This is a genomic window from Burkholderia reimsis, from assembly GCF_003294055.1.
Taxonomy (GTDB): domain Bacteria; phylum Pseudomonadota; class Gammaproteobacteria; order Burkholderiales; family Burkholderiaceae; genus Burkholderia; species Burkholderia cepacia.
The window spans coordinates 48,675-72,720 of the sequence record NZ_QMFZ01000033.1; the positions used below are offsets into that span (position 1 = coordinate 48,675).

Sequence of the window (24,046 nt, forward strand, 5' to 3'; positions counted from 1 at the left end):
GGGTTGCGTCACTTCGTCACGAGATCCACCGGCGTCTCGACCACGCCCGACATGTCGGCCTGCTTGCGATGCTCGGAGATCGCCTTGAGCGCCGTGTCGATGCCGAACACGGCCTGCTTCGCCGCGTACTGATCGGCCGTCGCGAGCACGCGGCCGTCCTTCAGCATCGGCTTGATCGCGTTGATGTTGTCGTAGCCGACCACGAACACCTTGCCCTGCTTGCCGGCCGCGCGCACGGCCGACACGGCGCCGATCGCCATGTTGTCGTTGCCGCACAGCAACGCCTTCAGGTTCGGGTATTCATTGAGCATCGCGGCCGCGACCGCATTGCCCTTGTCGATCTCCCATTCACCGGACTGCACCGATACGACCTTCATCCCGCCCGCTTTCATCGCGTCCTGGAAGCCGGCCGTGCGCTGCTGCGCATTGGTCGTCGTCGACACGCCTTCGACGATGCCGACCTGGTCGCCCGCCTTCAGCCGCTTCGCGAGGTAATCGCCGATCTTGCGCGCGCCCTTGCGGTTGTCCGGGCCGACGAACGGTACGTTCAGGTTCTTCGATTTCAGCACGTCGGGATCGAGCCGGTTGTCGATGTTCACGACGATGATGCCGGCGTCGACCGCCTTCTTCACGACCGGCACGAGCGCCTTCGAATCGGCCGGCGCGAGCACGATCGCGTCGACCTTCGACACGATCATCTGCTCGACGATGCGGATCTGGTTCGCGGTGTCGGTCTCGTCCTTGATGCCGTTGGTGATCAGGTCGAACTGGTTCGCGTTGTGCTTCTGGTATTCCTTCGCGCCCGTTTCCATCGTCAGGAAGAACTCGTTGGCGAGCGACTTCATCACGAGCGCGACCTTCGGCTTGGCCGATGATTGCGCATGGACGGCCGGTGCGGCGGCAACCGCGACGGCGGCGAGCGCGGCGGTCAGGAAACGACGGCGAAAGAGGACATTCATACACATCTCCTGGCGACCGGCCCCAGGGGCCGGACTATTGTTTGACTGTTGTTTTAATGTGAGCAAACGTTTGCGCCACACTACCCGGGCAATGGCCATCGATGCTGCTGTCGGTACCACGGAATGGAAGCGAGGCAGACGGCCGACTGCCTGACGCGTGCTGTTGTTTACGCGCCTCCGCCGGCGGGAAGCCGGCGGAGTGAAGGCTATGCTGTACCGATTCGCGCCGGCGCGCAACCTGTCTGATCAATATTTAAGGGTTTATTCGGAGCGCGTGTCACGCCGGATCCCGCGGCGCCGGCTCGTCTTCATCGGCTGACGGCGGCTCGCCGAATCGGTTCGCATGCGGCGTGCCGGCGATGAAGCCGTTCATCACGAACAACGCGAGCGCGCCGACGATCGGCACGAACAGCAACAGCATCCACCATCCCGACTTGTCGATGTCGTGCAGCCGCTTCACACCGACCGCGATCGACGACCAGGCCGCGACGACGGCCACCACGACGAGCACCAGCATCGCCAGCAGCGGCAGCTCGTCATCCGGCGAGCGGTGCGAATCCGCATCGAAAAACACGCTGAGCAACGCGGAAACCAGTGCGTAGATCCACCACGGCAGGCGTCCGATCCGGCCTTCGAAGGAAAAGAGAAACCATTTCAGGTTCATTGTTTACCTCTTCGTCACGCGTGTTGCGTGCTGTGCGCCATGTCGCCGAATGTGCCTGAACGGGCAATCCGCGTGCGTTGTGTGGCGAATGCGAACGGGCTGCCGGCCATGTGCCCCGCGCTTCGTTCCGGCGTCGCGCAGGGTGTTGGTGCAGCCGGCCGATCGGGATGGTGCCGGAGAGTCGCGTCAACACCCGTCAGCCGGCATTCACGCGCATTGAATCACATGCAAGGAGAAATGGGGCGGACAGTATGCAGGATGGCAAGGCCCGATGCGAGGCGCTCGAACGTGCCGTCTTGATTTCTCGCTGGCAGGCGAGCGCATGTCGTGCGCCGAGTGCGGAGATGAATCGGCAGGAAACCGCGATTGCGGCCGGTGATTCGGTGAGTCTGGGTCGAACAACCAGGCAGGCGGCAGATCGCCTGCGCCGCCTGGTGCATGAGGAGACGTCGCGCCATCCGCGGTGATCGCGCGGACGGCGCACGACGTGCTAGCGTCAAACGGCTTCGCGCAACAGCCCCGCGATTTCCGCTTCGTTCAGGTGCGGCGCGAACATCTCGATCAGCCGGTACGCATATGCACGCAGGAATGCGCCCTTGCGCAGGCCGACCCGCGTCGTGCTCGCCTCGAACAGGTGCTGCGTATCGAGCGCGACGAGCCCCGTGTCGCGCTGCGGATCGTAGGCCATCGCCGCGACGACGCCGATCCCCATCCCGAGCTCGACATAGGTCTTGATCACGTCGGCGTCGATCGCGGTCAGCACGACGTCGGGCACGGCACCCGCCTGCGTGAAGGCCTGGTCGATGTGCGAGCGCCCCGTGAAGTCCTGGTCGTACGTGATGATCGGGTACTCGGCGATTTCCTCGAGCGTCAGGTTCTCGCGACCGACGAGCGGATGGCCCTTCGGCACGACGACCGTGTGGTGCCACGAATAGCACGGGAACGTGACGATGTCCGGATAGCGGTCGAGCGCTTCGGTCGAGATGCCGAGATCGGCCTCGCCGTTCAGGATCATCTGCGCGATCTGCTGCGGGCTGCCCTGGCGCAGCGCGAGATGCACCTTCGGGAACACGTCGGTAAACTGCCGGATCACCTTCGGCAGCGCGTAGCGCGCCTGCGTGTGCGTCGTCGCGACGACGAGGTGGCCGCTGTCCTGGTCGGCGAACTGGCGCGCGACGCGGCGCAGGTTCTCGGCATCGAGCAGCATCCGCTCGATCAGCTGGTGCACGGCCTTGCCGGGCTCCGTGAGCCCCGTCAGCCGCTTGCCGCGCCGGATGAAGATGTCGACGCCCAGCTCATCCTCGAGATCCTTGATCTGCTTCGACACGCCGGACTGCGACGTGTACAGCACGTTCGCGACTTCCGTCAGGTTCATGTTCTGGCGCACCGCTTCGCGCACGAACCGCAATTGCTGAAAATTCATGGGTATGCCTCTTAGGCTGTCGTTGTTTGATTGTCTGATCGGAGCGCGCTCCGCCCCCTGCCCTGCATTCTGGCGTCAACGCGCGGGAAACACACGCACCGCGCGCGGCACGGCCGTTGCACCGTCGCCGACCTGCAGCGACAGCGCGCGCCATGCGTCGCGATCGAGTTCCGCCTCGAGCGCGCCGCCCGCGCGCGCCTCGAGCTCCACGCGCACCGAACCGCCGAGCGGAATCACACGGCGCACGTCCACCGCGATGCCGTCGCGATGCCCTTCACCGGCCGGCCAGAGCTGCAGGTCGTGCGGCCGCACGTACGCGTTCGCAGGGCCCGCGAAATCGGCATCGACCTCGATCGGCGCAGCCGCGCCCTCGGCCACGAAGCCGCGCCCGGCGACCGTGCCCGGCAGCCGGTTGGCCGCGCCGAGGAACTCGTAGACGAACGCGCTCTGCGGATGATCGTAGACGTCCTGCGGGCTGCCGACCTGCTCGACGTGGCCGCGGTTCAGCACGACGATGCGGTCCGCGACTTCCAGCGCCTCCTCCTGGTCGTGCGTGACGAAGATCGTCGAGATGTGCAGGTCGTCGTGCAGGCGGCGCAGCCAGCCGCGCAGTTCCTTGCGGACCTTCGCGTCGAGCGCGCCGAACGGCTCGTCGAGCAGCAGCACCTTCGGCTCGACCGCGAGCGCGCGGGCGAGCGCGATGCGCTGGCGCTGGCCGCCCGACAGCTCCGACGGATAACGCTGCGCGAGCCAGTCGAGCTGCACGAGCTTCAGCAGCTCGTGCACCTTGTCGCGGATCACGCTTTCCGACGGCCGCTCGCGGCGCGGCTTCACGCGCAGCCCGAACGCGACGTTCTCGAACACGGTCATGTGGCGGAACAGCGCGTAGTGCTGGAACACGAACCCGACCTGCCGATCGCGCGCGCCGACCGACGCGACGTCGAGCCCCTGCAGCACGACCTGGCCGGCATCCGCGTGCTCGAGGCCCGCGATCACGCGCAGCAGCGTGGTCTTGCCGCAGCCGGACGGCCCGAGCAGCGCGACCAGTTCGCCGGGCGGGAAGTCGAGCGACACGTTGTCGAGCGCCGTGAAATCGCCGAAGCGCTTCTGAAGGTTACGGACGGTGATACCCATTCTGGTTGCCTCTTTACGATTTCGACGAAACGGCGGCGGGGCCGGCGTGTGCGGGAACGGTGTCGCTCGCGCCGGCCAGTTCGGCGGCGAGATGACGCTCGGCGATCAGTTTCAGCGCGAGCGTGACGAGCGCGAGCAGCGCGAGCACCGACGCCACCGCGAACGCTGCCGCGAAGTTGTATTCGTTGTACAGGATCTCGACGTGCAGCGGCATCGTGTCGGTCACGCCGCGGATGTGGCCCGATACGACCGACACCGCGCCGAACTCGCCCATCGCACGCGCGTTGCACAGGATCACGCCGTACAGCAGCCCCCACTTCACGTTCGGCAGCGTCACGCGGCGGAAGATCTGCCAGCCCGACGCGCCGAGCACGCGCGCGGCTTCTTCCTCGTCGGTGCCTTGCGCCTGCATCAGCGGAATCAGCTCGCGCGCGACGAACGGGAACGTGACGAAGATCGTCGCGAGCACGATGCCCGGCACCGCGAAGATGATCTGCACGTCGTGCGCCTGCAACCACGGCCCGAGCCAGCCCTGCGCACCGAACAGCAGCACGTACACGAGACCCGAGATCACCGGCGACACCGAGAACGGCAGGTCGATCAGCGTCGTCAGCAGCGCCTTGCCGCGGAATTCGAATTTCGCGATCGCCCACGACGCGCACACGCCGAACACGAGGTTCAGCGGTACGGCGATCACGGCGACGGTCAGCGTCAGCTTGATCGCCGACCACGCGTCGGGATCGGCCAGCGATTCGAGATAGAAGCCGATGCCTTTTCTCAGCGCCTCGACGAACACCGCGGCGAGCGGCACGACGAGGAAGAACGCAAGGAACGCCAGCGCGATGCCCGTGAGCAGCCAGCGCACGACGCGCGACTCGCTGACGGGGTCGAGCCGCTTCGCGGCGCGCCCTTGCGCGGCCGAAGACGGGGTTTTCAGCACGACGGTGGCCTCCTGGCTCATTGCTGGCCTCCTGCTGCGGCGGCGGTGACGGCAGCAGGCGCGGGACCGCTCGCGCCCTTGCTCGTGCGGCGCTGCAGATACCACTGCAGCGTGTTGATCAGCAGCAGCATCAGGAACGACACGACCAGCATCACGACCGCCAGCGCGGTCGCGCCCGCGTAGTCGTACTGCTCGAGCTTCGTGATGATGAGCAGCGACGTGATCTCGGATTTCATCGGCACGTTGCCGGCGATGAAGATCACCGAGCCGTATTCGCCGAGTGCACGCGCGAACGCGAGCGCGAACCCGGTGAGGAGCGCCGGCAGCACGGCCGGCAGCACGACGCGGCGGAACGTCAGCCAGCGCGACGCGCCCAGGCACGCGGCCGCCTCTTCCTGCTCGCGCTCGAAATCCTCGAGCACCGGCTGCACGGTGCGCACGACGAACGGCAGCCCGATGAAGGTCAGCGCGACCAGCACGCCGGCCGGCGTGAACGCGATCTTGATGCCGAGCGGCGCGAGATACTGGCCGACCCAGCCGTTGGTCGCGTAGACGGCCGCGAGCGAGATGCCGGCAACCGACGTCGGCAGCGCGAACGGCAGGTCGACGATCGCATCGACGAGGCGCTTGAACGGGAACGTGTAGCGCACGAGCACCCACGCGACGAGGAAGCCGAACACGGCGTTGATCAGCGCGCCGCCGAGTGCGGACGTGAACGTCAGCCGGTACGACGCGAGCACGCGCGGCGACGCGACGGCGGTGACGAACTGGTCCCACGACAGCGTCGCGGTCTTCAGGAACGTGGCGGCGAGCGGTATCAGCACCACGAGGCTCAAATAGGCCACCGTGATGCCTAGCGTCACGCCGAAACCGGGCAGCGCGCTCGGCTTGCGAAAGGTGTACGTCGTCATCGGATGCTCTTGCTGGGTCGATGCTGCTCATGGGTCCGACGCAAACGCCGGCGCGATGCTTTGCGCCGGCGGCCCGTCGAGGGTGCGGCGCGCTGTCGTGGCGCGCCGCTGTCGTTATGGTCTTACTGCGGCTTGTAGATCGAATCGAACACGCCGCCGTCCGCGAAATGCGTCTTCTGCGCATTCGTCCAGCCGCCGAAGGTATCGTCGACCGTGTACAGCTTCAGCTTCGGGAACTGCTTGGTCAGCTCCGCCGGCACGTTCTTCGAACGCGGCCGGTAGTAGTTGCGTGCCGCGATCTCCTGGCCCTGCGGGCTGTACAGGAAGTTCAGATACGCCTCGGCCAGCTTGCGCGTGCCCTTCTTGTCGACCACCTTGTCGACCACCGCGACGGGCGGCTCGGCCAGGATGCTCACCGACGGCACGACGATCTCGAACTTGTCGGTACCGAATTCCTTGACCGACAGGAACGCCTCGTTTTCCCATGCGATCAGCACGTCGCCGATCCCGCGCTGCACGAAGCTCGTGGTCGCGCCGCGCGCGCCGGAATCGAGCACGCCGGCATTCTTGTAGAGCTTCGTGACGAAGTCCTTCGCCGTCTGCTCGTTACCGCCCGGCTTGTGCTGCGCGTACGCCCATGCGGCCAGGTAGTTCCAGCGTGCGCCGCCCGACGTCTTCGGGTTCGGCGTGACGATCGAGATGCCCGGCTTGGTCAGGTCGTCCCAGTCCTTGATCCCCTTCGGGTTGCCCTTGCGCACCAGGAACACGATCGTCGACGTATACGGCGACGCGTTGTCGGGCAGGCGCTTCTGCCAATCCTTGTTGACGAGGCCCTTGTTCGCGAGCGCGTCGATGTCGTACGCCAGCGCCAGCGTGACGACGTCGGCCTGCAGGCCGTCGAGCACCGAGCGCGCCTGCGCGCCCGAACCGCCGTGCGACTGCTTGAAGTTGACGGTCTCGCCCGTCTTCGCCTTCCACTCCTTGCCGAACGCCTGGTTGAAGTCCTGATACAGCTCGCGCGTCGGGTCGTACGACACGTTCAGGAAGGTCGTATCGGCCTGCGCGTGCGTCGCGACGCCCAGCGCCGCCGCCGCGCCCAGCGCGAGTGTTGCGATCAGGCGGCCCACTCCGCCCACCAGCCCCGTATTGCGCTTGCCCATCCTTGGTTCTCCAGTGTTGTCGGTATTGCGATGTCGGGCCAGTCTAGCGAACGGGTTACATGATTAAAAATAATCGTTCCTCATTTTTTAATACTCAAAAGTGCTAACGCAGACGGGATGGACGGTTGCGGCAGATAAACCGGCGTCCGGACGTCGCAAAATCACGCCGGAACCGGCGTGATCGCGTCGAACCTCACGTAACACTTGAAATTCGCGAACTACTGTATAAAAATACAGCTCACTGTCTATCCATACAGTTGAGCCATGACCAAACTCACCGCCCGTCAGCAGCAAGTGTTCGACTTGATCCGTCGCGCGATCGAGCGCTCCGGATTCCCGCCCACCCGTGCCGAGATCGCGGCCGAACTGGGCTTCAGCTCGCCGAATGCGGCCGAAGAGCACCTGCGCGCGCTGGCGCGCAAGGGTGTGATCGAGCTGGCCGCCGGCGCGTCGCGCGGCATCCGCCTGCTCGGCATCGACGATGCCCCGCACCAGTTCACGCTCCCGCACGCCGGCCTGATGCAGCTGTCGCTGCCGCTCGTCGGCCGTGTGGCAGCCGGTAGCCCGATCCTCGCGCAGGAGCACATCTCGCAGCATTACGCGTGCGATCCCGCGCTGTTCACCAGCAAGCCCGACTACCTGCTGAAGGTGCGCGGCCTGTCGATGCGCGACGCCGGCATCCTCGATGGCGACCTGCTCGCCGTGCAGAAGCGCACGGAAGCGAAGGACGGCCAGATCATCGTCGCGCGTCTCGGCGACGACGTCACGGTCAAGCGCCTGATGCGCCGGCCGGGCGGTCTCGAGCTGATCGCGGAGAACCCGGATTACGAAAACATCTTCGTCAAGGCCGGCAGCGCGGAATTCGCGCTGGAAGGCATCGCCGTCGGGCTGATCCGCTCGGGCGAACTCTGACATTCCGTCTCGCTGAGGAGAACATCATGGAACGCCTTGCCCGCCTGCTGCCTTTCCGTCAATTCGGTCGCCTGCGTCACCTGCGCGGCCGCACGCCCTGCGCACCGCTGTCCGCGGCGGCGCCTGTGCAAGAAGAAGTCGCAGTCGAACGGCAGGCGTCCCTGCTGCCGTCGGCGCTCCCCGCTTTCGCGCGGGTGTCGCTGAACGCCGGCCTGAATCACGCGGAACCCGCGCGCCGCGCGCCGGTGCGCGTCTATCACGGTCGCTCGCGCCTGATCATGGTCGGCACGATCGATGCCGTGTGCCGGATGATCGATCGCTGCATTGCAGAGGAACGATCGGCCACGCCAGGCGGTCTCTGATTGCGGAACATCCCCGCACCGGAGGCAACGTGACCGGATCTTCGGGCCGCGCATGGCGGCTCAAACCCCTGCTGATCATCGTGCTGGCCATCGCCGCCATTGCGGCGATCGGCTATGCCTACGCATCGCCGTACGTCGCGCTCGGCCGCCTGAAAACGGCGATCGATGCGCGTGATGCGCAGGCCATCAGTGAATATGTCGATTTTCCGTCGCTGCGCATCAGCCTGAAGCAGCAGGTCACGGAAGAGCTGATGCGCCGGATCGATGCGGTGAAGAAGAGCAATCCGTTCGCGGTGCTCGGTGCACTGATCGGGTCGGCATTGATCGGCCCGCTGGTCGATGCATACGCGACCCCGGAGGGCGTGGCCGCGCTGATGAGCGGATTGCCACCGCGTGGCAATCCGGGAGAGCGTCCACCTGACCTGTCGAATCTGCCACCAGGCAGCGATGCACCGGGCAACACACCGGCCGCATCGGCACCCAATCAGGCTTCGGCAAGCGCAGCCGCTCCGGGCAGCAACGCGGCGGCCGCATCATCGCCGCCCCCTGCTGCTGCCGCGCCGGCCAGCCCGGTCGATGCAGCGCATTCGCCGCATCAGCAGCAAACCAGCGCCGGCTACCGGAATATCGATGAATTCGTCGTGACCTACCAGCGCAGTGCCGACGGCACGCGCTATGCGGCGATATTCCACCGCTTCGGCCTGTTCTCGTGGAAGTTGTCCGCCATCGACCTGCACGCTTGACAGGGCTCGACAGGACTTGACTGGCTCGGGGTCATCGCCCGAGCCACTGAGGCGGCGTGACTGCCTGACCGGCTCGGTTCGCCAGCCACGCAGTCATCGAATCATTGGATCATTTGCCGTTCGCCGTGGCCGCTTCACGCTCGCGTGCGATTTCGGCCTTCTGCTCTTGCGCCGATGAACACGCAACCAGAATGCTGCAGTTCACGCGATCGAGCAGTTGCGTGTTGCCGGAGCCCATCCACCATCTCGACAGCCCGCTGCGGCACCGGTGGCCGACGACGACGAGATCGGCGTTCAGTTCCGTCGCGAGATTCGCGATTTCGTCGATCGGATAGCCGAATGCGAAATGGCCTTCGGCCTGCACGCCGCGCTCGCGCAGCCAGTTCACCCCTTCCTGCAGGATTTCACGCGCGGTTTCCTCGAACCGGCCGCACGCGACGTCGGTCAGCAAACCCGCGCTCTGTGCAATGCTCGAGCGCATGTCGACGACCGACAGCAAATGCGTCTCGGCCTTCAGGTCCATCGCGAGATTGGCGCCGCAGCGCAGTGCCTTGCGCCCTTCGAGCGTGCCGTCGTAACACAGCAGAATCTTGTTGTAGCTAGCCATGAAACCTCCCTATCGCAACAACGAGCCTACGCATTCATCATGGTGCGCCGCAATTCAGGACGCAAGGGATGGAAAACGCTGATTCGCTCCGCGCGGCGCGTGCGCGATGATGCGGTGCACGATGGGTGCGCGCATGCATCGCACCGCACAGGCATGCCCTGAAGAGACGCAGCCGATGCACTAGAATGGCCCGTTCGTACTCCAGCGGGCCACCAGGCGCCGGCGTCGTGCGCGTCGGTCATGCCCGTGTGACAGGCCATCGTCCGATCGGTTCGCCAACCGGCCACGCATCCGGCAGCGAAACGCTGCCGCGCCCGCATACAACGACAACCTACCCATGCTCGTTGCACCGATCGATTTCCGGAACGTCGAAAAGCGCTATGGCGACAAGCTTGTCGTCAACGGCCTGTCGTTCACCGTGCAGGCCGGCGAATGCTACGGCCTGCTCGGCCCCAACGGCGCCGGCAAGACCACCACGCTGAAAATGCTGCTCGGCCTCACGCATCCCGATGCAGGCACCATTTCGCTCTGCGGCGAACCGGTTCCATCGCGTGCGCGACATGCGCGCCAGCGTGTCGGGGTCGTCCCGCAGTTCGACAATCTCGACCCCGACTTCACCGTCCGCGAGAACCTGCTCGTCTTCAGCCGCTATTTCGGCATGTCGGCGCAGGCCGCGCACGCGCTCGTGAAACCCCTGCTCGAATTCGCGAAGCTCGAGAACAAGGCCGATGCGAAGGTCGGCGAGCTGTCGGGCGGCATGAAGCGCCGGCTCACGCTCGCCCGTGCGCTCGTCAACGATCCCGATGTGCTGGTGCTCGACGAGCCGACGACGGGCCTCGACCCGCAGGCGCGCCACCTCATGTGGGAGCGCCTGCGCTCGCTGCTCGCTCGAGGCAAGACGATCCTGATCACCACGCACTTCATGGAAGAAGCCGAGCGCCTGTGCGACCGGCTGTGCGTGATCGAGGAAGGCCGCAAGATCGCCGAAGGTGCGCCGCACGCGCTGATCGAATCGGAGATCGGCTGCGACGTGATCGAGATCTACGGGCCCGATCCGGCCACGCTGCGCGACGAGCTGGCGGCGTTCGCGAAGCACACCGAGATCAGCGGCGAGACACTGTTCTGCTACGTGAGCGACCCGGAACCGCTCAGTGCGCGACTCAAGGGTCGCACGGGGTTGCGCTATCTGCATCGCCCGGCCAATCTGGAAGATGTGTTCCTGCGGCTCACGGGCCGCGAAATGCAGGACTGATCGATCATGGACGTGCGCAACTATTCCGCCACCGCCCCGTCGGCACCGCCACGCGTGTCCCGCTTCGCGATCGCGATGCCCGCGAACGCAACCAACTGGATCGCCGTCTGGCGGCGCAACTATCTCGTCTGGCGCAAGCTCGCGCTCGCGTCGATGTTCGGCAATCTTGCCGATCCGATGATCTATCTGTTCGGTCTGGGGTTCGGGCTCGGCCTGATGCTCGGCCATGTCGACGGCGTGTCGTATATCGCGTTCCTCGCGGCCGGTACGGTCGGCTCGAGCGTGATGATGTCCGCGAGCTTCGAGTCGATGTATTCGGGTTTCTCGCGGATGCACGTGCAGCGCACGTGGGAAGCGATCATGCATACGCCGCTTGCGCTCGGCGACATCGTGCTCGGCGAGATCGTCTGGGGGGCCAGCAAGGCGATGCTGTCGGGGGCCGCGATCATGCTCGTCGCGGGGGCGCTCGGTTATGCGCGGTTTCCGTCGATGCTCGCGGCTCTGCCCGTGATCGCGCTCGCGGGCCTCGCGTTCGCAAGCATCGCGATGATCGTCACGGCGCTCGCACCGTCCTACGATTTCTTCATGTTTTATCAGACGCTCGTGCTGACGCCGATGCTGCTGCTGTCGGGCGTGTTCTTCCCGACCACGCAACTGCCGCCGATCGCGCGGCATGCGGCGCAGGCACTGCCGCTCGCGAACGCCGTCGAGCTGATCCGGCCCGCGATGCTCGGCCGGCCGGCGACCGACGTCGCGCTGCATGTCGCGGTGCTCGCCGGCTACGCGGTCGGCGGATTCCTGCTGTCCGCCTGGCTGTTCCGGCGGCGCATGATGCGCTGACGGCCGGCGCACTGGGCGCCGGCTTCATGCGACGACGTTATTCGTCGTCGTCGCTCCACGGAATCTCGACGTCGGTCAGGAACGCGACGGTCGCGAGCGGGCCACCTTCCTGGCGGCCGAGCTTGCCGTCCGCGCGATGCCATTCGACGCGGAACTGCGTGCCCGGATCGTCGGCGAGCAGATAAACCGTGCGCAGTTCTTCCTTGTCGGCTTCGTCCACCGGACCGTCGAACGACACCAGCATCTTCTGCGGCCACAGGCCGTTGACCGGATCGTAAATGCGATCGCCCTGCGGAATGTCGATGCTGGCCTCGACGCCGATCGTTGCGGAGGCCTCGATGATCATCGTGCCGAGTGCATTCAGCACGGCAGTCGCCCGCGCGGAATTGGCCTGGCGGATCGCGAGATCGCCGCGCGTCAGCGCCTTTTCGAGTCGAGGATGAATCTTCGGTTGGGTCATGCGTTTTCCTGTTTGCTTCTTGTAAATGGCGCCGCACGCGTGAAACGGCGGCGCCGGATGAATACGACGATTGCGCCCGGCCGGCGCACCGCTTGCGCGCGTCAGAACCCGAACGCGACCGCGAGCAGGCCGCTCGCGATCCCGAACACGACGACAAGGATCGCGACGATGGCCAGCATGTAAGGCTTGAACGAACGCGCGAGCATCGCGAGCGACGGCACGCTGATCGGCGGCAGCGTCATCAGCAGCGCGGCGGCCGGGCCGACGCCCATGCCGAGCGACAGCATCGCCTGGATGATCGGCACCTCGCCCGCCGTCGGGATCACGAACAGCATGCCCGCGACCGCGAAGGCGACGATCCAGCCGAGATGATTGCCGATGTCCGGGCCGATATGCGGGAACAGCCATGCGCGCGCGGCGCCGAGCAACAGCACGAGCACGATGTATTCGGGCACGAGCCGCACGGCCATGCGTGCGAGCAGCTTCATCCAGCGCACGAACGGATTGCCGGCCGCGGCCTGCTCGGCCGCCAGCGCGGCGAGCTGCGCATCGTCGATGCGGGCGTCTTCAGGGCGCGCGATCCGGTTCAGCAGATAGCCGATCCCGAATACCATCGCGACGCCGAGCACGAGGCGCAACGCACTCCAGTGCCAGCCGAGCACGAAGCCCATGAAAACCAGCGCCGCCGGGTTCAGCACCGTGTTGCCGAGCCAGAACGCGACCGCGCCGCCCGGCGAGGCATGGCGTGCACGCAGCCCCGCGACGACCGGCGCCGCGCAGCACGTGCACATCATGCCGGGCAACGACAGCAGGCCGCCCGCGGCGACGCTGCCGAAGCCGGTGCGGCCGAGCACGCGCGCGACCCAGTGCGCGGGCAGCAGCGCCTGCACGGCCGAACCGAGCAGCAAGCCGAGCACCATCGCCTGCCAGATCGCCTTGCCGTACGCCCATGCGTAGTCGAGCGCGGCTTTCAGCGACGGCGCGGGCGCGGCCGCCGACGTGCCCATCAGGATCGACTGCCCGATCGAATGATGCTCCGCGGCAACGAACGCCTTGTTGTAGTACGGGAACCATTTCACATAGAACAGCCCCGCGACCGCGATCAGCAGGAAGGTCATCCAGCCGAGTGCCGGACTGGGTTGGGTGCGTGTGGTCGTCATCGTGTGATCGTCGATTGGTTATTGTCGGTGGCGGGCTTCATGCCTGCCGCAAGTGCGGCCGACGCGGGCAGCCCGGCCTGCGCGAGTTGCGCCAGCAGCGTGCGCGCCTGGTCGCACGCATCGGCCGCGTTGGGCCGGAACGTGAACGTCAGCGCCCGGTTCGGCTTGTTGTACGTCGCGCGATAAGTGCGCGCATACGCGGGATCGTAATGCTTGTCGATCAGTTCGGTGAACAGTTCGGCACGCGCGCCGGCATCGATCAACGCCTTCCAGTGCGTCACCTGTTCGCGGCTGTGCAGGCCGATCAGCCGGTGCAGCTGCGCCTTGAACGCGTCCGGTTCGTCGAACAGGTGCGCGTAATCCTCGAGGAGGAACGCGATGCGCTCGTCGTGCGCCGCGTCGACATGCACCCACGGCCCTGCGTGAAACGCTTCGATCAACGCGATCGGCAACTGCACGAGCCCGATCCTGCGGCTTTCCGATTCGACGAACACCGGCCATTCGGGGTCGAAACGCCCCAGTGTTTCGACGAGCCCCGAATCGAACCCCTTCTGCGCCGGCTGCGGCTTGCCCGGCAGCGCGCCGAGCAGCGAACCGCGATGGCACGCGAGCGCCTCGAGATCGAGCGTCTGCGCGCCCGCGTCTCGCAGCGCGTTCAGCAGGCGCGTCTTGCCGCAGCCTGTATGGCCGACGAGCGCGATGTAGCGAAAGCGCGTCGGCAGCGAGTCGAGCGTCGCGCACACCGACTGGCGGTACGACTTGTAGCCGCCGTCGAGCTGGCGCGCCTTCCAGCCGATCAGGTTGAACCAGGTCGTCATCGAGCCCGAGCGCTTGCCGCCGCGCCAGCAGTAGATCAGCGGCCGCCAGTTGCGCGGCCGGTCGGCGAACGTCGTGTCGAGATGACGTGCGATGTTGCGTGCCACCATCGCCGCGCCGACGCGCGTCGCCTCGTACGGCGACACCTGTCGGTACATCGTGCCGACGAGCACGCGCTCCTCGTTGCTGAGCACGGGCGCGTTCAGCGCGCCGGGGATATGATCCTCGGCGAACTCGAGCGGCGTGCGCACGTCGATGATCTCGTCGAACTCGCCGGCGCGATCGAGGGTGACAATCAGGTTCTTCAATTTGGCGTCGAACAGGGGCGATGCGGCTCGATGAGCCGCATGGGCACGGAAGGCGGATTGGCGATTATCTCACGGGCCGGCGTCTCGGGCCGCGCGCGGCGGCCGGCGGCGGCGATGCGGCCTGCATCGCGTCGATCAGATGGTCGCGGAACGCGCGAACCGACGCGGGCAGGTCGCGCCCCGCCATCGTCTGCACCTGGATGCTGCGCTCGCGCAACTGCGGGTTCGTCACGGGCACGACGACGAAGCCGTCCGCGGCGCAGCGGTCGCGCACCGACAGCAGCCCCGTGAACATCACCGCGCCCGTGCGCCGCGCATAACCGTACATCGCCGCCGTATTGTTGCTCGTCAGTTCAGGCTCGAGCAGCAGCCCGTCGAGCGCGCATGCGATGTCGATCAGCTGGCGCACCGTGGTGCCAGCCTCGGGCAGCACGTGCGGGTGACGCGCGACATCGGCGAGCGACACCGCTTCACGCGTCGCTAGCGGATGGTCGCGCCGCACCAGCGCGAAGATCGGCGCGCGCTCGGTATGTTCGACGCGCACGCCCTTCTCCGGCGCGAGGCTGAAGCTCAACGCGATGTCCACGTCGCCGTCGCGCACGCGCCGCGTCGCTTCCGCCGGCGACACGACCCACACCGAGAAATCGACGCCCGGATGGCGCGCCTTGAAGCGCGCGAGCGTGCCGGGCAGGAAATCGATCGCGAACCCTTCCGAGCAGGCGATCTTCAGCAGGCTGCCGTGCAGCGCGTCGAGCCCGCCGATGTCCTTCATCACGTGCTCGGCCTCCAGCAGGCTGCGCTGCGCGAACGCCAGAAGCCGCTCCCCGGCCTCCGACAGCGCCATCCCGCGCGGCCGGCGCTCGAACAGCGGTGCGCCGAGCTCGCTCTCGAGTTTCGCGATCTGGCGGCTGATCGCCGAGACAGCCACGTGCAGCCGCGCGGACGCGTCGCTGATCGAACCGGTGCGCGCCACCTCGACGAAATACCGCAACGCCAGGCCATGCAGGAAAGCCGCCATTGTTCTGTCTCCACCCGGCTGCCGGCCGCGCTGCTTTGCCTTTTCGGCAAAGAAAGGTTCGAAATTCGATCATTGTGACAAAAAAAACGGCTTTCTAGAATCGGTCGCACTTCACCCTGCACGCACGATCCGCCACGTGCAGCGAACCCGACAGAGGAGACACGACTTGAGCCGTACCGCCGCCATCCAGCACGCGCTGAACCAGTTCGAATCCGGTGCGTTCTTCACGACCCTGAGCCGCCGCGTCGGCTTGCGAACCGAAAGCCAGGAGAGCGGCAACGGTGCCGCGCTGCGCGCCTACCTGACCGACGAGATCGCACCCGAGGCCGCGCGCCTCGGCTTCACGTCGCGGATCGTCGACAATCCCGTCGACGGCGGCGGCCCGTTCCTGCTCGCATCGCGCCACGAAGACGATGCACTGCCGACCGTGCTGATCTACGGCCACGGCGACGTCGTGCGCGGCTACGACGCGCAGTGGCGCGCACCGCTGTCGCCGTGGACGCTGACGGCCGACGGCGACCGCTGGTACGGCCGCGGCAGCGCCGACAACAAGGGCCAGCACACCATCAACCTGGCCGCGCTGGCGAGCGTGCTCGACGCGCGCGGCGGCCGGATGGGCTTCAACGCGAAGCTGCTGATCGAGATGGGCGAGGAAACGGGTTCGCCGGGCCTCGACGCACTGTGCCGTCAGGAGCGCGACGCGCTCGCAGCCGACGTGCTGATCGCGTCCGACGGCCCGCGCATCGCCGCCGCGCGCCCCACGGTGTTCCTCGGCTCGCGCGGCTCGGTCAATTTCAAGCTGAGCCTGCGCGCCCGTGACGGCGCGCATCACTCCGGCAACTGGGGCGGCCTGCTGCGCAATCCGGCGATCGTGCTCGCGCACGCACTCGCGAGCCTCGTCGACGCGCGCGGCGCGATTCGCGTCGCGGGGCTGCGTCCGCCGCCGATCCCGGCCGCCGTGCGCGAGGCGCTCGCCGATCTCTGCGTCGGCGGCGGCCCCGGCGATCCGGCGCTCGACGCCGGCTGGGGCGAGCCCGGCCTCACCGCGCCCGAGCGCGTGTTCGGCTGGAACACGTTCGAGATCCTCGCATTCAAGGCCGGCAACCCCGAGCACCCCGTCAACGCGATCCCGCCGGCCGCGTACGCGCACTGCCAGTTGCGCTTCGTCGTCGGCACCGACTGGCAGGCGCTGCATGCGCACCTGCGCACGCACCTCGATGCGCATGGCTTCGCCGACATCGAGATCGACGTCGAGCGCGGTGCACCGGCGACGCGCGTGTCGCCGGACGATCCGTGGGTCCGCTGGGCGGTCGCGTCGCTGGCGCGGACCACCGGCAAGAAACCCGCGATCCTGCCGAATCTCGGCGGCACGCTGCCCAACGAAGTGTTCGCCGACACGCTCGGGCTGCCGACCCTGTGGGTACCCCATTCGTACCCTGCGTGCTCGCAGCACGCGCCCGACGAGCACCTGCTCGCGAGCGTCGTCAGCGAGGGGCTGCAGATGATGGCCGGCCTCTTCTGGGATCTCGGCGACGACGCCCCGACCGTTCGCCGCGCGGCGCCCGCCGCGGCCGGCGCCACCCTGTAACGCGCTTCGCCCCTTTCACGGGACCTGCCCACACGATGAACACGACCACCCTGACCTCGCAGGAAGCCGCCCTCCCCAGCGCCGCGAAGATCCGGCGCATCATCTTCGCGGCGTCGATCGGCAACGCACTCGAATGGTTCGACCTGATCGTCTACGGCTTCTTCGCGGTGACGATCGCCAAGCTGTTCTTCCCCGCCACGAGCGAAGCGACGTCGCTGATGCTCACGCTCGGCACGTTCGGCCTGTCCTACCTGATCCGGCCGATCGGCGGCTTCGTGCTCGGCGCGTACGCGGATCGCGCGGGCCGCAAGGCGTCGCTGCTGCTGTCGATCGCGATGATGATGGCCGGCACGCTGCTGATCGCGTCGATGCCGACCTACGCATCGATCGGCATACTCGCGCCGCTCGGGATCATGCTGTCGCGGCTGATGCAGGGTTTTTCCGCGGGCGGCGAATTCGCGAGCTCGACCGCGTTCCTCGTCGAGCACGCGCCGCAGCGGCGCGGTTTCATGTCGAGCTGGCAGTTCGCGAGCCAGGGACTCGCGACGCTGCTCGCGTCGGGCTTCGGTGCGCTGCTGACATCCACGCTGACAACCGCGCAACTCGAAAGCTGGGGCTGGCGCGTGCCGTTCCTGTTCGGGCTCGCGATCGGCCCGGTCGGGCTGTACATCCGCCGTTACGTCGACGAAGGCGTCGAGTTCAAGACGCAGGCACGCTCGGAAGCGCCCGTGCGCGAACTGTTCGCGGATCAGAAGCTGCGGCTGCTGCTGTCGATCGGCGCGCTCGTGATCTCGACCGCGATCAACTACATGGTGCTGTACATGCCGACCTATGCGATCAAGCAGCTCGGCCTGCCCGCGTCGACGGGCTTCGCGGCGACGCTCGCGACCGGGTTCGTGCTCACGCTCGTCACGCCGGTCGTCGGCCACCTGTCCGATCGCACGGGGCGGATCCGCATGATGGCGGCCGCGGCCGTGCTGATGCTCGTCAGCGTGTGGCCGACGTTCGCCTGGCTCACGCGCCACGCGTCGTTCGCAACGATGCTCGCCGCACTGGTCTGGATCGGCGCGCTGAAGGCGATGTACTGCGGCGCGCTGCCGGCGCTGATGGCCGAGCTGTTCCCGTCGCAGACGCGCGCAACGGGGCTCGCGGTCAGCTACAACACGGGGGTCACGCTGTTCGGCGGCTTCGCGCCGTTCGTCATCACCTGGCTGATCAGCGCGACCGGCAACCGGCTATCGCCGGCGCTCTACCTGATGGCGTGTGCGGTGCTGAGCCTCGTCGCGCTGTTCGTCGCGCGCACCCGGCTCAAGATGCGATAACGGAAGAAACGACGGCGCGGCGACGCGCCGCCGGTGCGGCCCTTAGCGGCATCGGCATCGTCGCCGCGCGGGCCGTGCGCCGTTTACGGCGCCGGGTTCGGCTGCAGCTCATGCAGCGCATCGATCTCGGCGAGGATCTCGTCGGACAGCTTCACGTCGACGCTGCCGATGTTCTCCTTCAACTGCTCGAGCGACGTTGCGCCGACCAGGTTGCTGCGCACGAATGGCCGGCTGTTGACGAACGCCAGCGCGAGCTGCGCGGGCGACAGCCCGTGACGCCGCGCGAGCGCGACATAGCGCGACGTCGCCTCGACGGCCTGCGGTTTGCTGTAACGCTGGAAGCGCTCGAACAGCGTGATGCGCGCGCCGGCCGGACGCGCACCGTTCTCGTACTTGCCGGACAGCCAGCCGAACGCGAGCGGCGAATACGCAAGCAGGCCGACGCCGTCACGATGCGCAAACTCCGACAGCCCGTTCTCGAACGTGCGATTCACCAGGCTGTACGGATTCTGGATGCTTGCGATACGCGGCAGCCCGAGCTTCTCGGCCGCGCGCAGGAACTGCGCGACGCCCCATGGCGTTTCGTTCGACACGCCGATCGCGCGCACCTTGCCGGCCTTCACGAATTCCGCGAGCACGCCGAGGGTTTCCTCGATCGGCACCGTGTAGGCGTCGTCGACCCACGGATAGGCGGGACGGCCGAACGTCGTCGTGCTGCGGTCGGGCCAGTGCAGCTGATAAAGATCGACGTAGTCGGTCTGCAGGCGCTTGAGGCTGCCGTCGAGCGCTTCGGTCAGGTTCTTCCGGTCGAACTGGTTGCCTTCGCCGCGAATATGGCGCGGATTATGCGGCTGCCGCGCCGGCCCCGCGATTTTCGTCGCAAGCACGATGCGCTCGCGCTGCGCGCGATGCTGCGCGAGCCACGTGCCGATGTACTGTTCGGTGCGCCCCTGCGTATCGGGCTTCGGCGGCACCGGATACATCTCCGCGGCATCGATCAGCGTCACGCCTTGCCCGATCGCGTAGTCGATCTGCTCGTGCGCATCGCGCTCCGAATTCTGCTCGCCCCACGTCATCGTGCCGAGGCCGATCAGGCTGACCTCGATGCCCGAATCGCCAAGTGTGCGGTATTCCATGCTGTTCCTGTCGCGTCGGTGGAAAGCAGGAACGCTATCACATTGAAGCGACCGCTTCAGACAGGCGCCGCACACGCTTACAGGCGGCCTTCGGTACGGGCGCGAGCGTTCACGCGCAGGGCTCGAACGAAGGCGTTGCGGCCCACCGTTACTGCGGCCGCTGGATGAAACAGGTCGCCGACGCATGCGCGACGATCTTGTCATCCGGCGTCTTCAGCGTGCCCTCGGCAACGCCCAGCGAACGCGACAGGTGAATCACGCGCCCTTCCGCAACCAGCTCGACGTCGCGCGGTACGGGTCGCAGCATCTTCACATGCAGATCGACCGTACCGTAGCCGACGCCCGCATCGAGCATCGAATGCACCGCACACCCCGTGACCGAATCGAGCACCGTCGCCGCGAACCCGCCGTGCACGCCGCCGAGCGGGTTCAGGTGCCGGCCGTCCGCCCGCGCCGAAAATTTCACATACCCGAGCTCGACGTCGAGCGGACGCATCGGGATCGTCTCGGAAATCGACGCGAGCGGCGCATCGCCCGATACCGCTGCGCGCAGCAGATCGAGACCAGACAGGGAAAGCGGGTTCATCGGGTTGTCTCCGGGTTGAAAGCGCGTCGCCGCGCGAGTAAGTTCCAAATTGGAACTCATTATTCACAACGACCACGGTCGTTGTCAACGAGGCCGGGCTCGTTGCAGTCGAAGGCGGGTTCTATAATCGAGCCCGCTATTTCGCTGAACCGCCGCAAGAGACTCGACGATGAAATGGGATGACATCGGCACGCTGAACTGTTCGGTCGCGCGTACGCTTGCCGTGCTCGGCGACCGCTGGACCATGCTGATCCTCCGCAACGCGTTCCTCGGCTGCCGCCGCTTCGACGCGTTCCAGACCCAGCTCGGCATCACGCGCCATGTGCTGGCGGAGCGGCTCGCGCGGCTCGTCGACGAAGGCGTGCTGGCCAAGCACGAGTATCAGGAACGCCCGCCGCGTTTCGAATATCGTTTGACGGACAAGGGCCGCGACCTCTACCCGACCCTGCTCGCGCTGACCGCATGGGGAGACCGCTGGAAAGACGACGGCCAGGGGCCACCGGTGCAGTTGCGTCACCGTACCTGCGGCCATCTGATGCACGCGGTCACCGTATGCTCGGCGTGCGGCGAGCCGCTCGACGCGCGCGACGTGCAGCCGGAGCGTGGCCCCGGATGGGTCGCAGCAGAAGCCGCCGGAACGGCTTCGGCCGAGGACTGACGCATCCGCGCATACAGGAGCGTGTGACGCACACGGATCGTTCGTTGCGTTCGCGCTGCTGTCGCCGGTTCCAGCGAGCCGACCTGGTTGCACTCTCACACGGCTTGCACGCCGACACCCTGCCGTCGCATGCGCATTCACGCGCCGCCATCGCCCCCCATCCGCCGATCGATCCGATCGCATGCACGGATCCCGCACAACGCAACTTTGCGTCACCGCCTCTGCCATCGCCGGTCTTCGCGATGCGTCATCCCTTGGCATCCGCACGTGACCGGGCCGCCACGTGTGCGTTACACTCACGGCCCGCTGTCTCGAAATTATTCGCTGTCCAAGATGTTGTCGCGCAATCGCCTCGCCGCTGCCTGTCTCGCCGCCTCCCTGCTCGCCACACCGTTCACCGCTTTCGGCAAGACGCAAAGCGAATCGCTGCTCCAGCAGGCGATCGACTTCGTGTCGCGGTGGCTACCGGCCCCCACTCACGAAGCGCCCGCAACACAGGTCGTCGAATCGGCGTTTTCGCCCGATGGCGGCGCCGAAGCGCTGGTGCTGAAAGCGATCGGCGCCGCGCGCAGTTCGATCCGCGTCGCAGCCTATTCGTTCACGTCGCCGCCCGTCACGCGCGCACTGCTCGCCGCCAAGCGACGCGGCGTGAATGTCGCGGTGGTGGTCGACGACAAGGGCAATCGCGCGAAGAGCAGCAAGCAGGCGTTGAACCTGCTCGTCAACGCAGGCATCCCGACACGCACGATCGACGCCTATGCGATCCATCACGACAAGTACCTCGTGATCGACGCCGAGCACGTCGAAACGGGCTCGTTCAACTACAGCGCGTCGGCGGCCAGCCGCAATTCCGAGAACGTCGTCGTGGTGTGGAACAACCCGCAACTCGCGTCGCGCTATCTCACGCACTGGCAAAGCCGTTTCGACCAGGGCACGCCGTACCGTTCCAGCTACTGACACGCGCCGCGCTCACCTCGTGTTCGATCCGCCGTGTTGCAGATGATCGGCGAGCATCGCGCGACGCTCAATTCGGCCGAACGGCCAACGCGTTGCCTGCTTAATGGATTTCAGCCGTCCGCCCCGTCGCGGCACCGGCCTGCGTCGTCGGCGCGCAGCGATTCGCGTGCTCACCCGCGCCGCGTGCCGACGATGTCGACAAGCCGCTGGCGCCGCCCGGCAGCGCGTTGCTCACACATGCGACGCCGAATACCAGCGTGTTCTGGACCATCGGATAAAGAAGATACAGCGCAAACGCGAGATAACCCGCGTACAGAATTCGAACCATGGTGCAATGGAAGGCGATGAACGATTGGACTCGCCCTGTTTACGGCACTGCGCCGGGCACCTTGAGACGTCGCGCACCGGATTGCGCATCGGGGCGAAACGCGGGCCCATGACGCCCGCTTCTCACCGCATCTGCAACGATCCGGGCCAGGCCGAAACCGCCCGCTTCCGGATCGCCGGCATGGCGATACGCCGCGCAATGCGCGATACTGTCCGGCATACGATCCCGTGACCGGCCTCGCAGCCGGGACAAAGGACACGATCCATGCAAATTGCACCGAAACCGGCCAACGAGGCGGCCCGCCTCGATACGCTTCATTCGCTCTCGATCCTCGACACGCCGCCCGAAGAACGCTTCGATCGCCTGACCCGTCTTGCACGCAGGCTGTTCGACGTGCCGATCGCACTGGTCAGTCTCGTCGACGACGATCGCCAGTGGTTCAAGAGCCATGCGGGGCTCGACGTCACGCAAACGTCGCGCGACGTGTCGTTCTGCTCCCATGCGCTGCTCGCGGACAACACGATGGTGATCCAGGATGCATTGAACGACGATCGCTTCCACGACAATCCACTCGTCACCGGCGCGCCCGGGATCCGCTTCTACGCCGGCCGGCCGCTCGTGGCGCCGAACGGCGCGCCCATCGGTACGCTGTGCCTGATCGACACGCGGCCGCGCTCGCTCGAACCCGACGAGCTCGCGCTGCTCGGCGATCTCGCCCACATGACCGAACGCGAGATCGCCGCGCTGCATTTCGCGACCACCGACGAGCTCACCCAGCTGACGAACCGCCGCGGCTTCGAGATCCTGGCCCGCCACGTGCTGAGCCTGTGCGATCGCCTGAGTCGTCACGCGGTGCTGCTGTTCTTCGACCTGAACGATTTCAAGGCGATCAACGACCGCTTCGGCCACGCCGAGGGCGACCGCGCGCTCAAGACATTTGCCGACACGCTGACGGGCGCACTACGCGACAGCGACGTGATCGCACGGCTTGGCGGCGACGAGTTCGTCGTGCTGCTGAGTGCCACCGATCCGGCCGACGTCGCCGAGCCGGTCGAGCGCGTGACGCAGGCGCTTGCGCAGCGCAACACGGCCGACGCACGCGGCTATGACATCCGGTTCAGCGTCGGGTACGTCGACTACGACCCCGCGCACCATCGCGACGTGGCCGGCCTGCTCGCATCGGCCGACCAACGGATGTACGAGCACAAGCAGCGCGGCAAGACGGCCGGCGCGTGAGCGCGGGTGCATGCCGCCGCCCTGCCGTTCAATTGCGGTGGCGCGGCTGTGTCAGCTGCCGCACGGCGGCGCGCTGGCCATCGCCTCCGCGATCTGCTCGGGCGTCAGGTCGCGCTGGTGCGTCGCGAGCGACCAGCGGTGTCCGAACGGATCCTCGACTTGTCCGTAGCGGTCGCCCCAGAACATGTCTGCGGCAGGAATCGTCACCGTCGCGCCGGCCGCGACCGCCTTCGCGATCGCGGCGTCCGTGTCAGGCACGTACAGGTGCAGGCAGACCGGCGTGCCTTTCAGGGCCTTCGGCCCGAGCGCGCCGTGTTCGGGCATTTCATCCACCAGCATCAGTGTCGAATCGCCAATCACGAGGCACGCGTGCGCGAGCCGGCCGTCAGGCATCGCCAGCCGAAATTGTTCGCTCGCATTGAACGCGCGCTTGTAGAAGTCGATGGCTGCGGTTGCGCCGGCGCAGATCAGGTGCGGCGTCAGCGTACGCATCCCTTCCGGGATCGGTTTGACGGACGTGGACATGGGTGTCGCTCCTTCGTTCGGTTGTCGTATCGGAATCGGGA

26 protein-coding genes are annotated in these 24,046 nt (G+C 66.7%); 10 read left to right on the forward strand and 16 right to left on the reverse strand.

From position 1 onward, the window contains the following. Window positions 1–8: 8 nt before the first annotated feature. From DPV79_RS30520 to DPV79_RS30550, 7 genes are all read right to left on the reverse strand, one after another. On the reverse strand, window positions 9–959 hold the full coding sequence (locus DPV79_RS30520) for a sugar ABC transporter substrate-binding protein (protein WP_021157018.1): 951 nt from the start codon (window positions 957–959) through the stop codon (window positions 9–11). Between the two features lie 277 nt (window positions 960–1,236). Beyond that, a complete protein-coding gene (locus DPV79_RS30525; protein ID WP_059484544.1) occupies window positions 1,237–1,623 on the reverse strand; it encodes a DUF805 domain-containing protein in 387 nt (128 codons plus the stop codon). A gap of 496 nt (window positions 1,624–2,119) precedes the next feature. After that, window positions 2,120–3,046: a CysB family HTH-type transcriptional regulator gene (locus DPV79_RS30530; RefSeq protein WP_006484201.1), complete on the reverse strand. Its 927-nt coding sequence runs from the start codon at window positions 3,044–3,046 to the stop codon at window positions 2,120–2,122. 75 nt (window positions 3,047–3,121) lie between these two features. After that, on the reverse strand, window positions 3,122–4,180 hold the full coding sequence (locus tag DPV79_RS30535) for a sulfate/molybdate ABC transporter ATP-binding protein (protein ID WP_021157015.1): 1,059 nt from the start codon (window positions 4,178–4,180) through the stop codon (window positions 3,122–3,124). Window positions 4,181–4,193: 13 nt separating this feature from the next. Beyond that, window positions 4,194–5,141 carry a sulfate ABC transporter permease subunit CysW gene (cysW, locus tag DPV79_RS30540; RefSeq protein ID WP_021157014.1) on the reverse strand — a complete coding sequence of 316 codons (948 nt, stop codon included), beginning with the start codon at window positions 5,139–5,141 and terminating at the stop codon, window positions 4,194–4,196. After that, entirely contained in the window at window positions 5,138–6,031 is an 894-nt protein-coding gene (cysT, locus tag DPV79_RS30545) for a sulfate ABC transporter permease subunit CysT (protein WP_021157013.1), read from the reverse strand. Before cysT ends, cysW begins: the two co-directional genes overlap by 4 nt. Before the next feature lie 122 nt (window positions 6,032–6,153). Beyond that, the gene (locus DPV79_RS30550; RefSeq protein WP_021157012.1) at window positions 6,154–7,191 is read right to left on the reverse strand and encodes a sulfate ABC transporter substrate-binding protein; all 1,038 of its coding nucleotides are present in this window, start codon (window positions 7,189–7,191) and stop codon (window positions 6,154–6,156) included. A gap of 264 nt (window positions 7,192–7,455) precedes the next feature. Here DPV79_RS30550 and lexA point away from each other — a divergent pair, with 264 nt between their 5' ends. The 3 genes from lexA to DPV79_RS30570 are packed head-to-tail and all read left to right on the forward strand — an operon-like array spanning window position 7,456 to window position 9,208. Continuing rightward, window positions 7,456–8,103: a transcriptional repressor LexA gene (lexA, locus tag DPV79_RS30560; protein WP_006754655.1), complete on the forward strand. Its 648-nt coding sequence runs from the start codon at window positions 7,456–7,458 to the stop codon at window positions 8,101–8,103. A gap of 26 nt (window positions 8,104–8,129) precedes the next feature. After that, window positions 8,130–8,465, forward strand: coding sequence for a hypothetical protein (locus DPV79_RS30565; RefSeq protein ID WP_006476078.1), 336 nt, complete (start codon window positions 8,130–8,132; stop codon window positions 8,463–8,465). Between the two features lie 29 nt (window positions 8,466–8,494). Beyond that, entirely contained in the window at window positions 8,495–9,208 is a 714-nt protein-coding gene (locus DPV79_RS30570) for a DUF2939 domain-containing protein (protein WP_113047228.1), read from the forward strand. A gap of 109 nt (window positions 9,209–9,317) precedes the next feature. On the opposite strand, the gene DPV79_RS30575 is transcribed toward DPV79_RS30570, so the two are convergent. Beyond that, window positions 9,318–9,815: a universal stress protein gene (locus DPV79_RS30575; RefSeq protein WP_021157010.1), complete on the reverse strand. Its 498-nt coding sequence runs from the start codon at window positions 9,813–9,815 to the stop codon at window positions 9,318–9,320. A gap of 337 nt (window positions 9,816–10,152) precedes the next feature. On the opposite strand from DPV79_RS30575, the gene nodI reads away from it, so the two are divergent. Both nodI and DPV79_RS30585 read left to right on the forward strand, forming a co-directional pair. After that, window positions 10,153–11,067: a nodulation factor ABC transporter ATP-binding protein NodI gene (gene nodI / locus DPV79_RS30580; RefSeq protein ID WP_021157008.1), complete on the forward strand. Its 915-nt coding sequence runs from the start codon at window positions 10,153–10,155 to the stop codon at window positions 11,065–11,067. A gap of 6 nt (window positions 11,068–11,073) precedes the next feature. Beyond that, complete coding sequence (locus DPV79_RS30585) at window positions 11,074–11,907, forward strand: ABC transporter permease (RefSeq protein ID WP_113047229.1); 834 nt, start codon at window positions 11,074–11,076, stop codon at window positions 11,905–11,907. 37 nt (window positions 11,908–11,944) lie between these two features. Here DPV79_RS30585 and DPV79_RS30590 read toward each other — a convergent pair whose 3' ends face one another. The 4 genes from DPV79_RS30590 to DPV79_RS30605 all read right to left on the reverse strand — a co-directional run bounded on the left by DPV79_RS30590 (window position 11,945) and on the right by DPV79_RS30605 (window position 15,669). Then, the gene (locus tag DPV79_RS30590; protein WP_021157006.1) at window positions 11,945–12,367 is read right to left on the reverse strand and encodes a hypothetical protein; all 423 of its coding nucleotides are present in this window, start codon (window positions 12,365–12,367) and stop codon (window positions 11,945–11,947) included. Between the two features lie 101 nt (window positions 12,368–12,468). Beyond that, the gene (locus tag DPV79_RS30595; RefSeq protein WP_113047230.1) at window positions 12,469–13,527 is read right to left on the reverse strand and encodes a permease; all 1,059 of its coding nucleotides are present in this window, start codon (window positions 13,525–13,527) and stop codon (window positions 12,469–12,471) included. Next, a complete protein-coding gene (gene mnmH, locus DPV79_RS30600) occupies window positions 13,524–14,651 on the reverse strand; it encodes a tRNA 2-selenouridine(34) synthase MnmH (RefSeq protein ID WP_059858343.1) in 1,128 nt (375 codons plus the stop codon). The genes DPV79_RS30595 and mnmH overlap by 4 nt, the downstream gene beginning before the upstream one ends. Before the next feature lie 64 nt (window positions 14,652–14,715). Continuing rightward, on the reverse strand, window positions 14,716–15,669 hold the full coding sequence (locus tag DPV79_RS30605; protein WP_059484538.1) for a LysR family transcriptional regulator: 954 nt from the start codon (window positions 15,667–15,669) through the stop codon (window positions 14,716–14,718). A 166-nt stretch (window positions 15,670–15,835) separates the two neighbouring features. On the opposite strand from DPV79_RS30605, the gene DPV79_RS30610 reads away from it, so the two are divergent. Beyond that, window positions 15,836–17,257, forward strand: a complete 1,422-nt coding sequence (locus DPV79_RS30610; RefSeq protein ID WP_059496083.1) for a M20 family metallopeptidase — start codon at window positions 15,836–15,838, stop codon at window positions 17,255–17,257. 35 nt (window positions 17,258–17,292) lie between these two features. Next, the gene (locus DPV79_RS30615) at window positions 17,293–18,579 is read left to right on the forward strand and encodes an MFS transporter (protein ID WP_104766653.1); all 1,287 of its coding nucleotides are present in this window, start codon (window positions 17,293–17,295) and stop codon (window positions 18,577–18,579) included. An 83-nt stretch (window positions 18,580–18,662) separates the two neighbouring features. Here DPV79_RS30615 and DPV79_RS30620 read toward each other — a convergent pair whose 3' ends face one another. Both DPV79_RS30620 and DPV79_RS30625 read right to left on the reverse strand, forming a co-directional pair. Then, window positions 18,663–19,715 (reverse strand): NADP(H)-dependent aldo-keto reductase, encoded by a 1,053-nt coding sequence (locus tag DPV79_RS30620; protein ID WP_113047231.1) that lies wholly within the window; start codon window positions 19,713–19,715, stop codon window positions 18,663–18,665. Between the two features lie 148 nt (window positions 19,716–19,863). After that, window positions 19,864–20,301 (reverse strand): PaaI family thioesterase, encoded by a 438-nt coding sequence (locus DPV79_RS30625; protein ID WP_021156998.1) that lies wholly within the window; start codon window positions 20,299–20,301, stop codon window positions 19,864–19,866. Between the two features lie 169 nt (window positions 20,302–20,470). Between DPV79_RS30625 and DPV79_RS30630 the strand changes: the two genes are divergently transcribed. Next, window positions 20,471–20,959: a winged helix-turn-helix transcriptional regulator gene (locus DPV79_RS30630; protein ID WP_113047232.1), complete on the forward strand. Its 489-nt coding sequence runs from the start codon at window positions 20,471–20,473 to the stop codon at window positions 20,957–20,959. A 333-nt stretch (window positions 20,960–21,292) separates the two neighbouring features. Then, complete coding sequence (locus DPV79_RS30635; protein ID WP_027787490.1) at window positions 21,293–21,916, forward strand: phospholipase D family nuclease; 624 nt, start codon at window positions 21,293–21,295, stop codon at window positions 21,914–21,916. Between the two features lie 100 nt (window positions 21,917–22,016). Here the strand turns inward: DPV79_RS30635 and DPV79_RS30640 are convergent, their stop codons facing one another. Continuing rightward, on the reverse strand, window positions 22,017–22,244 hold the full coding sequence (locus tag DPV79_RS30640; protein WP_059484534.1) for a hypothetical protein: 228 nt from the start codon (window positions 22,242–22,244) through the stop codon (window positions 22,017–22,019). A gap of 264 nt (window positions 22,245–22,508) precedes the next feature. Between DPV79_RS30640 and DPV79_RS30645 the strand changes: the two genes are divergently transcribed. Next, window positions 22,509–23,480: a sensor domain-containing diguanylate cyclase gene (locus DPV79_RS30645; protein ID WP_113047233.1), complete on the forward strand. Its 972-nt coding sequence runs from the start codon at window positions 22,509–22,511 to the stop codon at window positions 23,478–23,480. Between the two features lie 51 nt (window positions 23,481–23,531). Here the strand turns inward: DPV79_RS30645 and DPV79_RS30650 are convergent, their stop codons facing one another. Continuing rightward, on the reverse strand, window positions 23,532–24,005 hold the full coding sequence (locus DPV79_RS30650; protein ID WP_046545626.1) for a VOC family protein: 474 nt from the start codon (window positions 24,003–24,005) through the stop codon (window positions 23,532–23,534). Window positions 24,006–24,046 lie beyond the last annotated feature (41 nt).

What these genes read in the sequence shown, in the direction of transcription:
- DPV79_RS30520 (WP_021157018.1), bottom strand. Translation starts at nt 959, where the DNA reads ATGAATGTCCTCTTTCGCCGTCGTTTCCTGACCGCCGCGCTCGCCGCC.
- DPV79_RS30525 (WP_059484544.1), bottom strand. Translation starts at nt 1,623, where the DNA reads ATGAACCTGAAATGGTTTCTCTTTTCCTTCGAAGGCCGGATCGGACGC.
- DPV79_RS30530 (WP_006484201.1), bottom strand. Translation starts at nt 3,046, where the DNA reads ATGAATTTTCAGCAATTGCGGTTCGTGCGCGAAGCGGTGCGCCAGAAC.
- DPV79_RS30535 (WP_021157015.1), bottom strand. Translation starts at nt 4,180, where the DNA reads ATGGGTATCACCGTCCGTAACCTTCAGAAGCGCTTCGGCGATTTCACG.
- cysW (WP_021157014.1), bottom strand. Translation starts at nt 5,141, where the DNA reads ATGAGCCAGGAGGCCACCGTCGTGCTGAAAACCCCGTCTTCGGCCGCG.
- cysT (WP_021157013.1), bottom strand. Translation starts at nt 6,031, where the DNA reads ATGACGACGTACACCTTTCGCAAGCCGAGCGCGCTGCCCGGTTTCGGC.
- DPV79_RS30550 (WP_021157012.1), bottom strand. Translation starts at nt 7,191, where the DNA reads ATGGGCAAGCGCAATACGGGGCTGGTGGGCGGAGTGGGCCGCCTGATC.
- lexA (WP_006754655.1), top strand. Translation starts at nt 7,456, where the DNA reads ATGACCAAACTCACCGCCCGTCAGCAGCAAGTGTTCGACTTGATCCGT.
- DPV79_RS30565 (WP_006476078.1), top strand. Translation starts at nt 8,130, where the DNA reads ATGGAACGCCTTGCCCGCCTGCTGCCTTTCCGTCAATTCGGTCGCCTG.
- DPV79_RS30575 (WP_021157010.1), bottom strand. Translation starts at nt 9,815, where the DNA reads ATGGCTAGCTACAACAAGATTCTGCTGTGTTACGACGGCACGCTCGAA.
- nodI (WP_021157008.1), top strand. Translation starts at nt 10,153, where the DNA reads ATGCTCGTTGCACCGATCGATTTCCGGAACGTCGAAAAGCGCTATGGC.
- DPV79_RS30585 (WP_113047229.1), top strand. Translation starts at nt 11,074, where the DNA reads ATGGACGTGCGCAACTATTCCGCCACCGCCCCGTCGGCACCGCCACGC.
- DPV79_RS30590 (WP_021157006.1), bottom strand. Translation starts at nt 12,367, where the DNA reads ATGACCCAACCGAAGATTCATCCTCGACTCGAAAAGGCGCTGACGCGC.
- DPV79_RS30595 (WP_113047230.1), bottom strand. Translation starts at nt 13,527, where the DNA reads ATGACGACCACACGCACCCAACCCAGTCCGGCACTCGGCTGGATGACC.
- DPV79_RS30605 (WP_059484538.1), bottom strand. Translation starts at nt 15,669, where the DNA reads ATGGCGGCTTTCCTGCATGGCCTGGCGTTGCGGTATTTCGTCGAGGTG.
- DPV79_RS30615 (WP_104766653.1), top strand. Translation starts at nt 17,293, where the DNA reads ATGAACACGACCACCCTGACCTCGCAGGAAGCCGCCCTCCCCAGCGCC.
- DPV79_RS30620 (WP_113047231.1), bottom strand. Translation starts at nt 19,715, where the DNA reads ATGGAATACCGCACACTTGGCGATTCGGGCATCGAGGTCAGCCTGATC.
- DPV79_RS30625 (WP_021156998.1), bottom strand. Translation starts at nt 20,301, where the DNA reads ATGAACCCGCTTTCCCTGTCTGGTCTCGATCTGCTGCGCGCAGCGGTA.
- DPV79_RS30630 (WP_113047232.1), top strand. Translation starts at nt 20,471, where the DNA reads ATGAAATGGGATGACATCGGCACGCTGAACTGTTCGGTCGCGCGTACG.
- DPV79_RS30635 (WP_027787490.1), top strand. Translation starts at nt 21,293, where the DNA reads ATGTTGTCGCGCAATCGCCTCGCCGCTGCCTGTCTCGCCGCCTCCCTG.
- DPV79_RS30640 (WP_059484534.1), bottom strand. Translation starts at nt 22,244, where the DNA reads ATGGTTCGAATTCTGTACGCGGGTTATCTCGCGTTTGCGCTGTATCTT.
- DPV79_RS30645 (WP_113047233.1), top strand. Translation starts at nt 22,509, where the DNA reads ATGCAAATTGCACCGAAACCGGCCAACGAGGCGGCCCGCCTCGATACG.
- DPV79_RS30650 (WP_046545626.1), bottom strand. Translation starts at nt 24,005, where the DNA reads ATGTCCACGTCCGTCAAACCGATCCCGGAAGGGATGCGTACGCTGACG.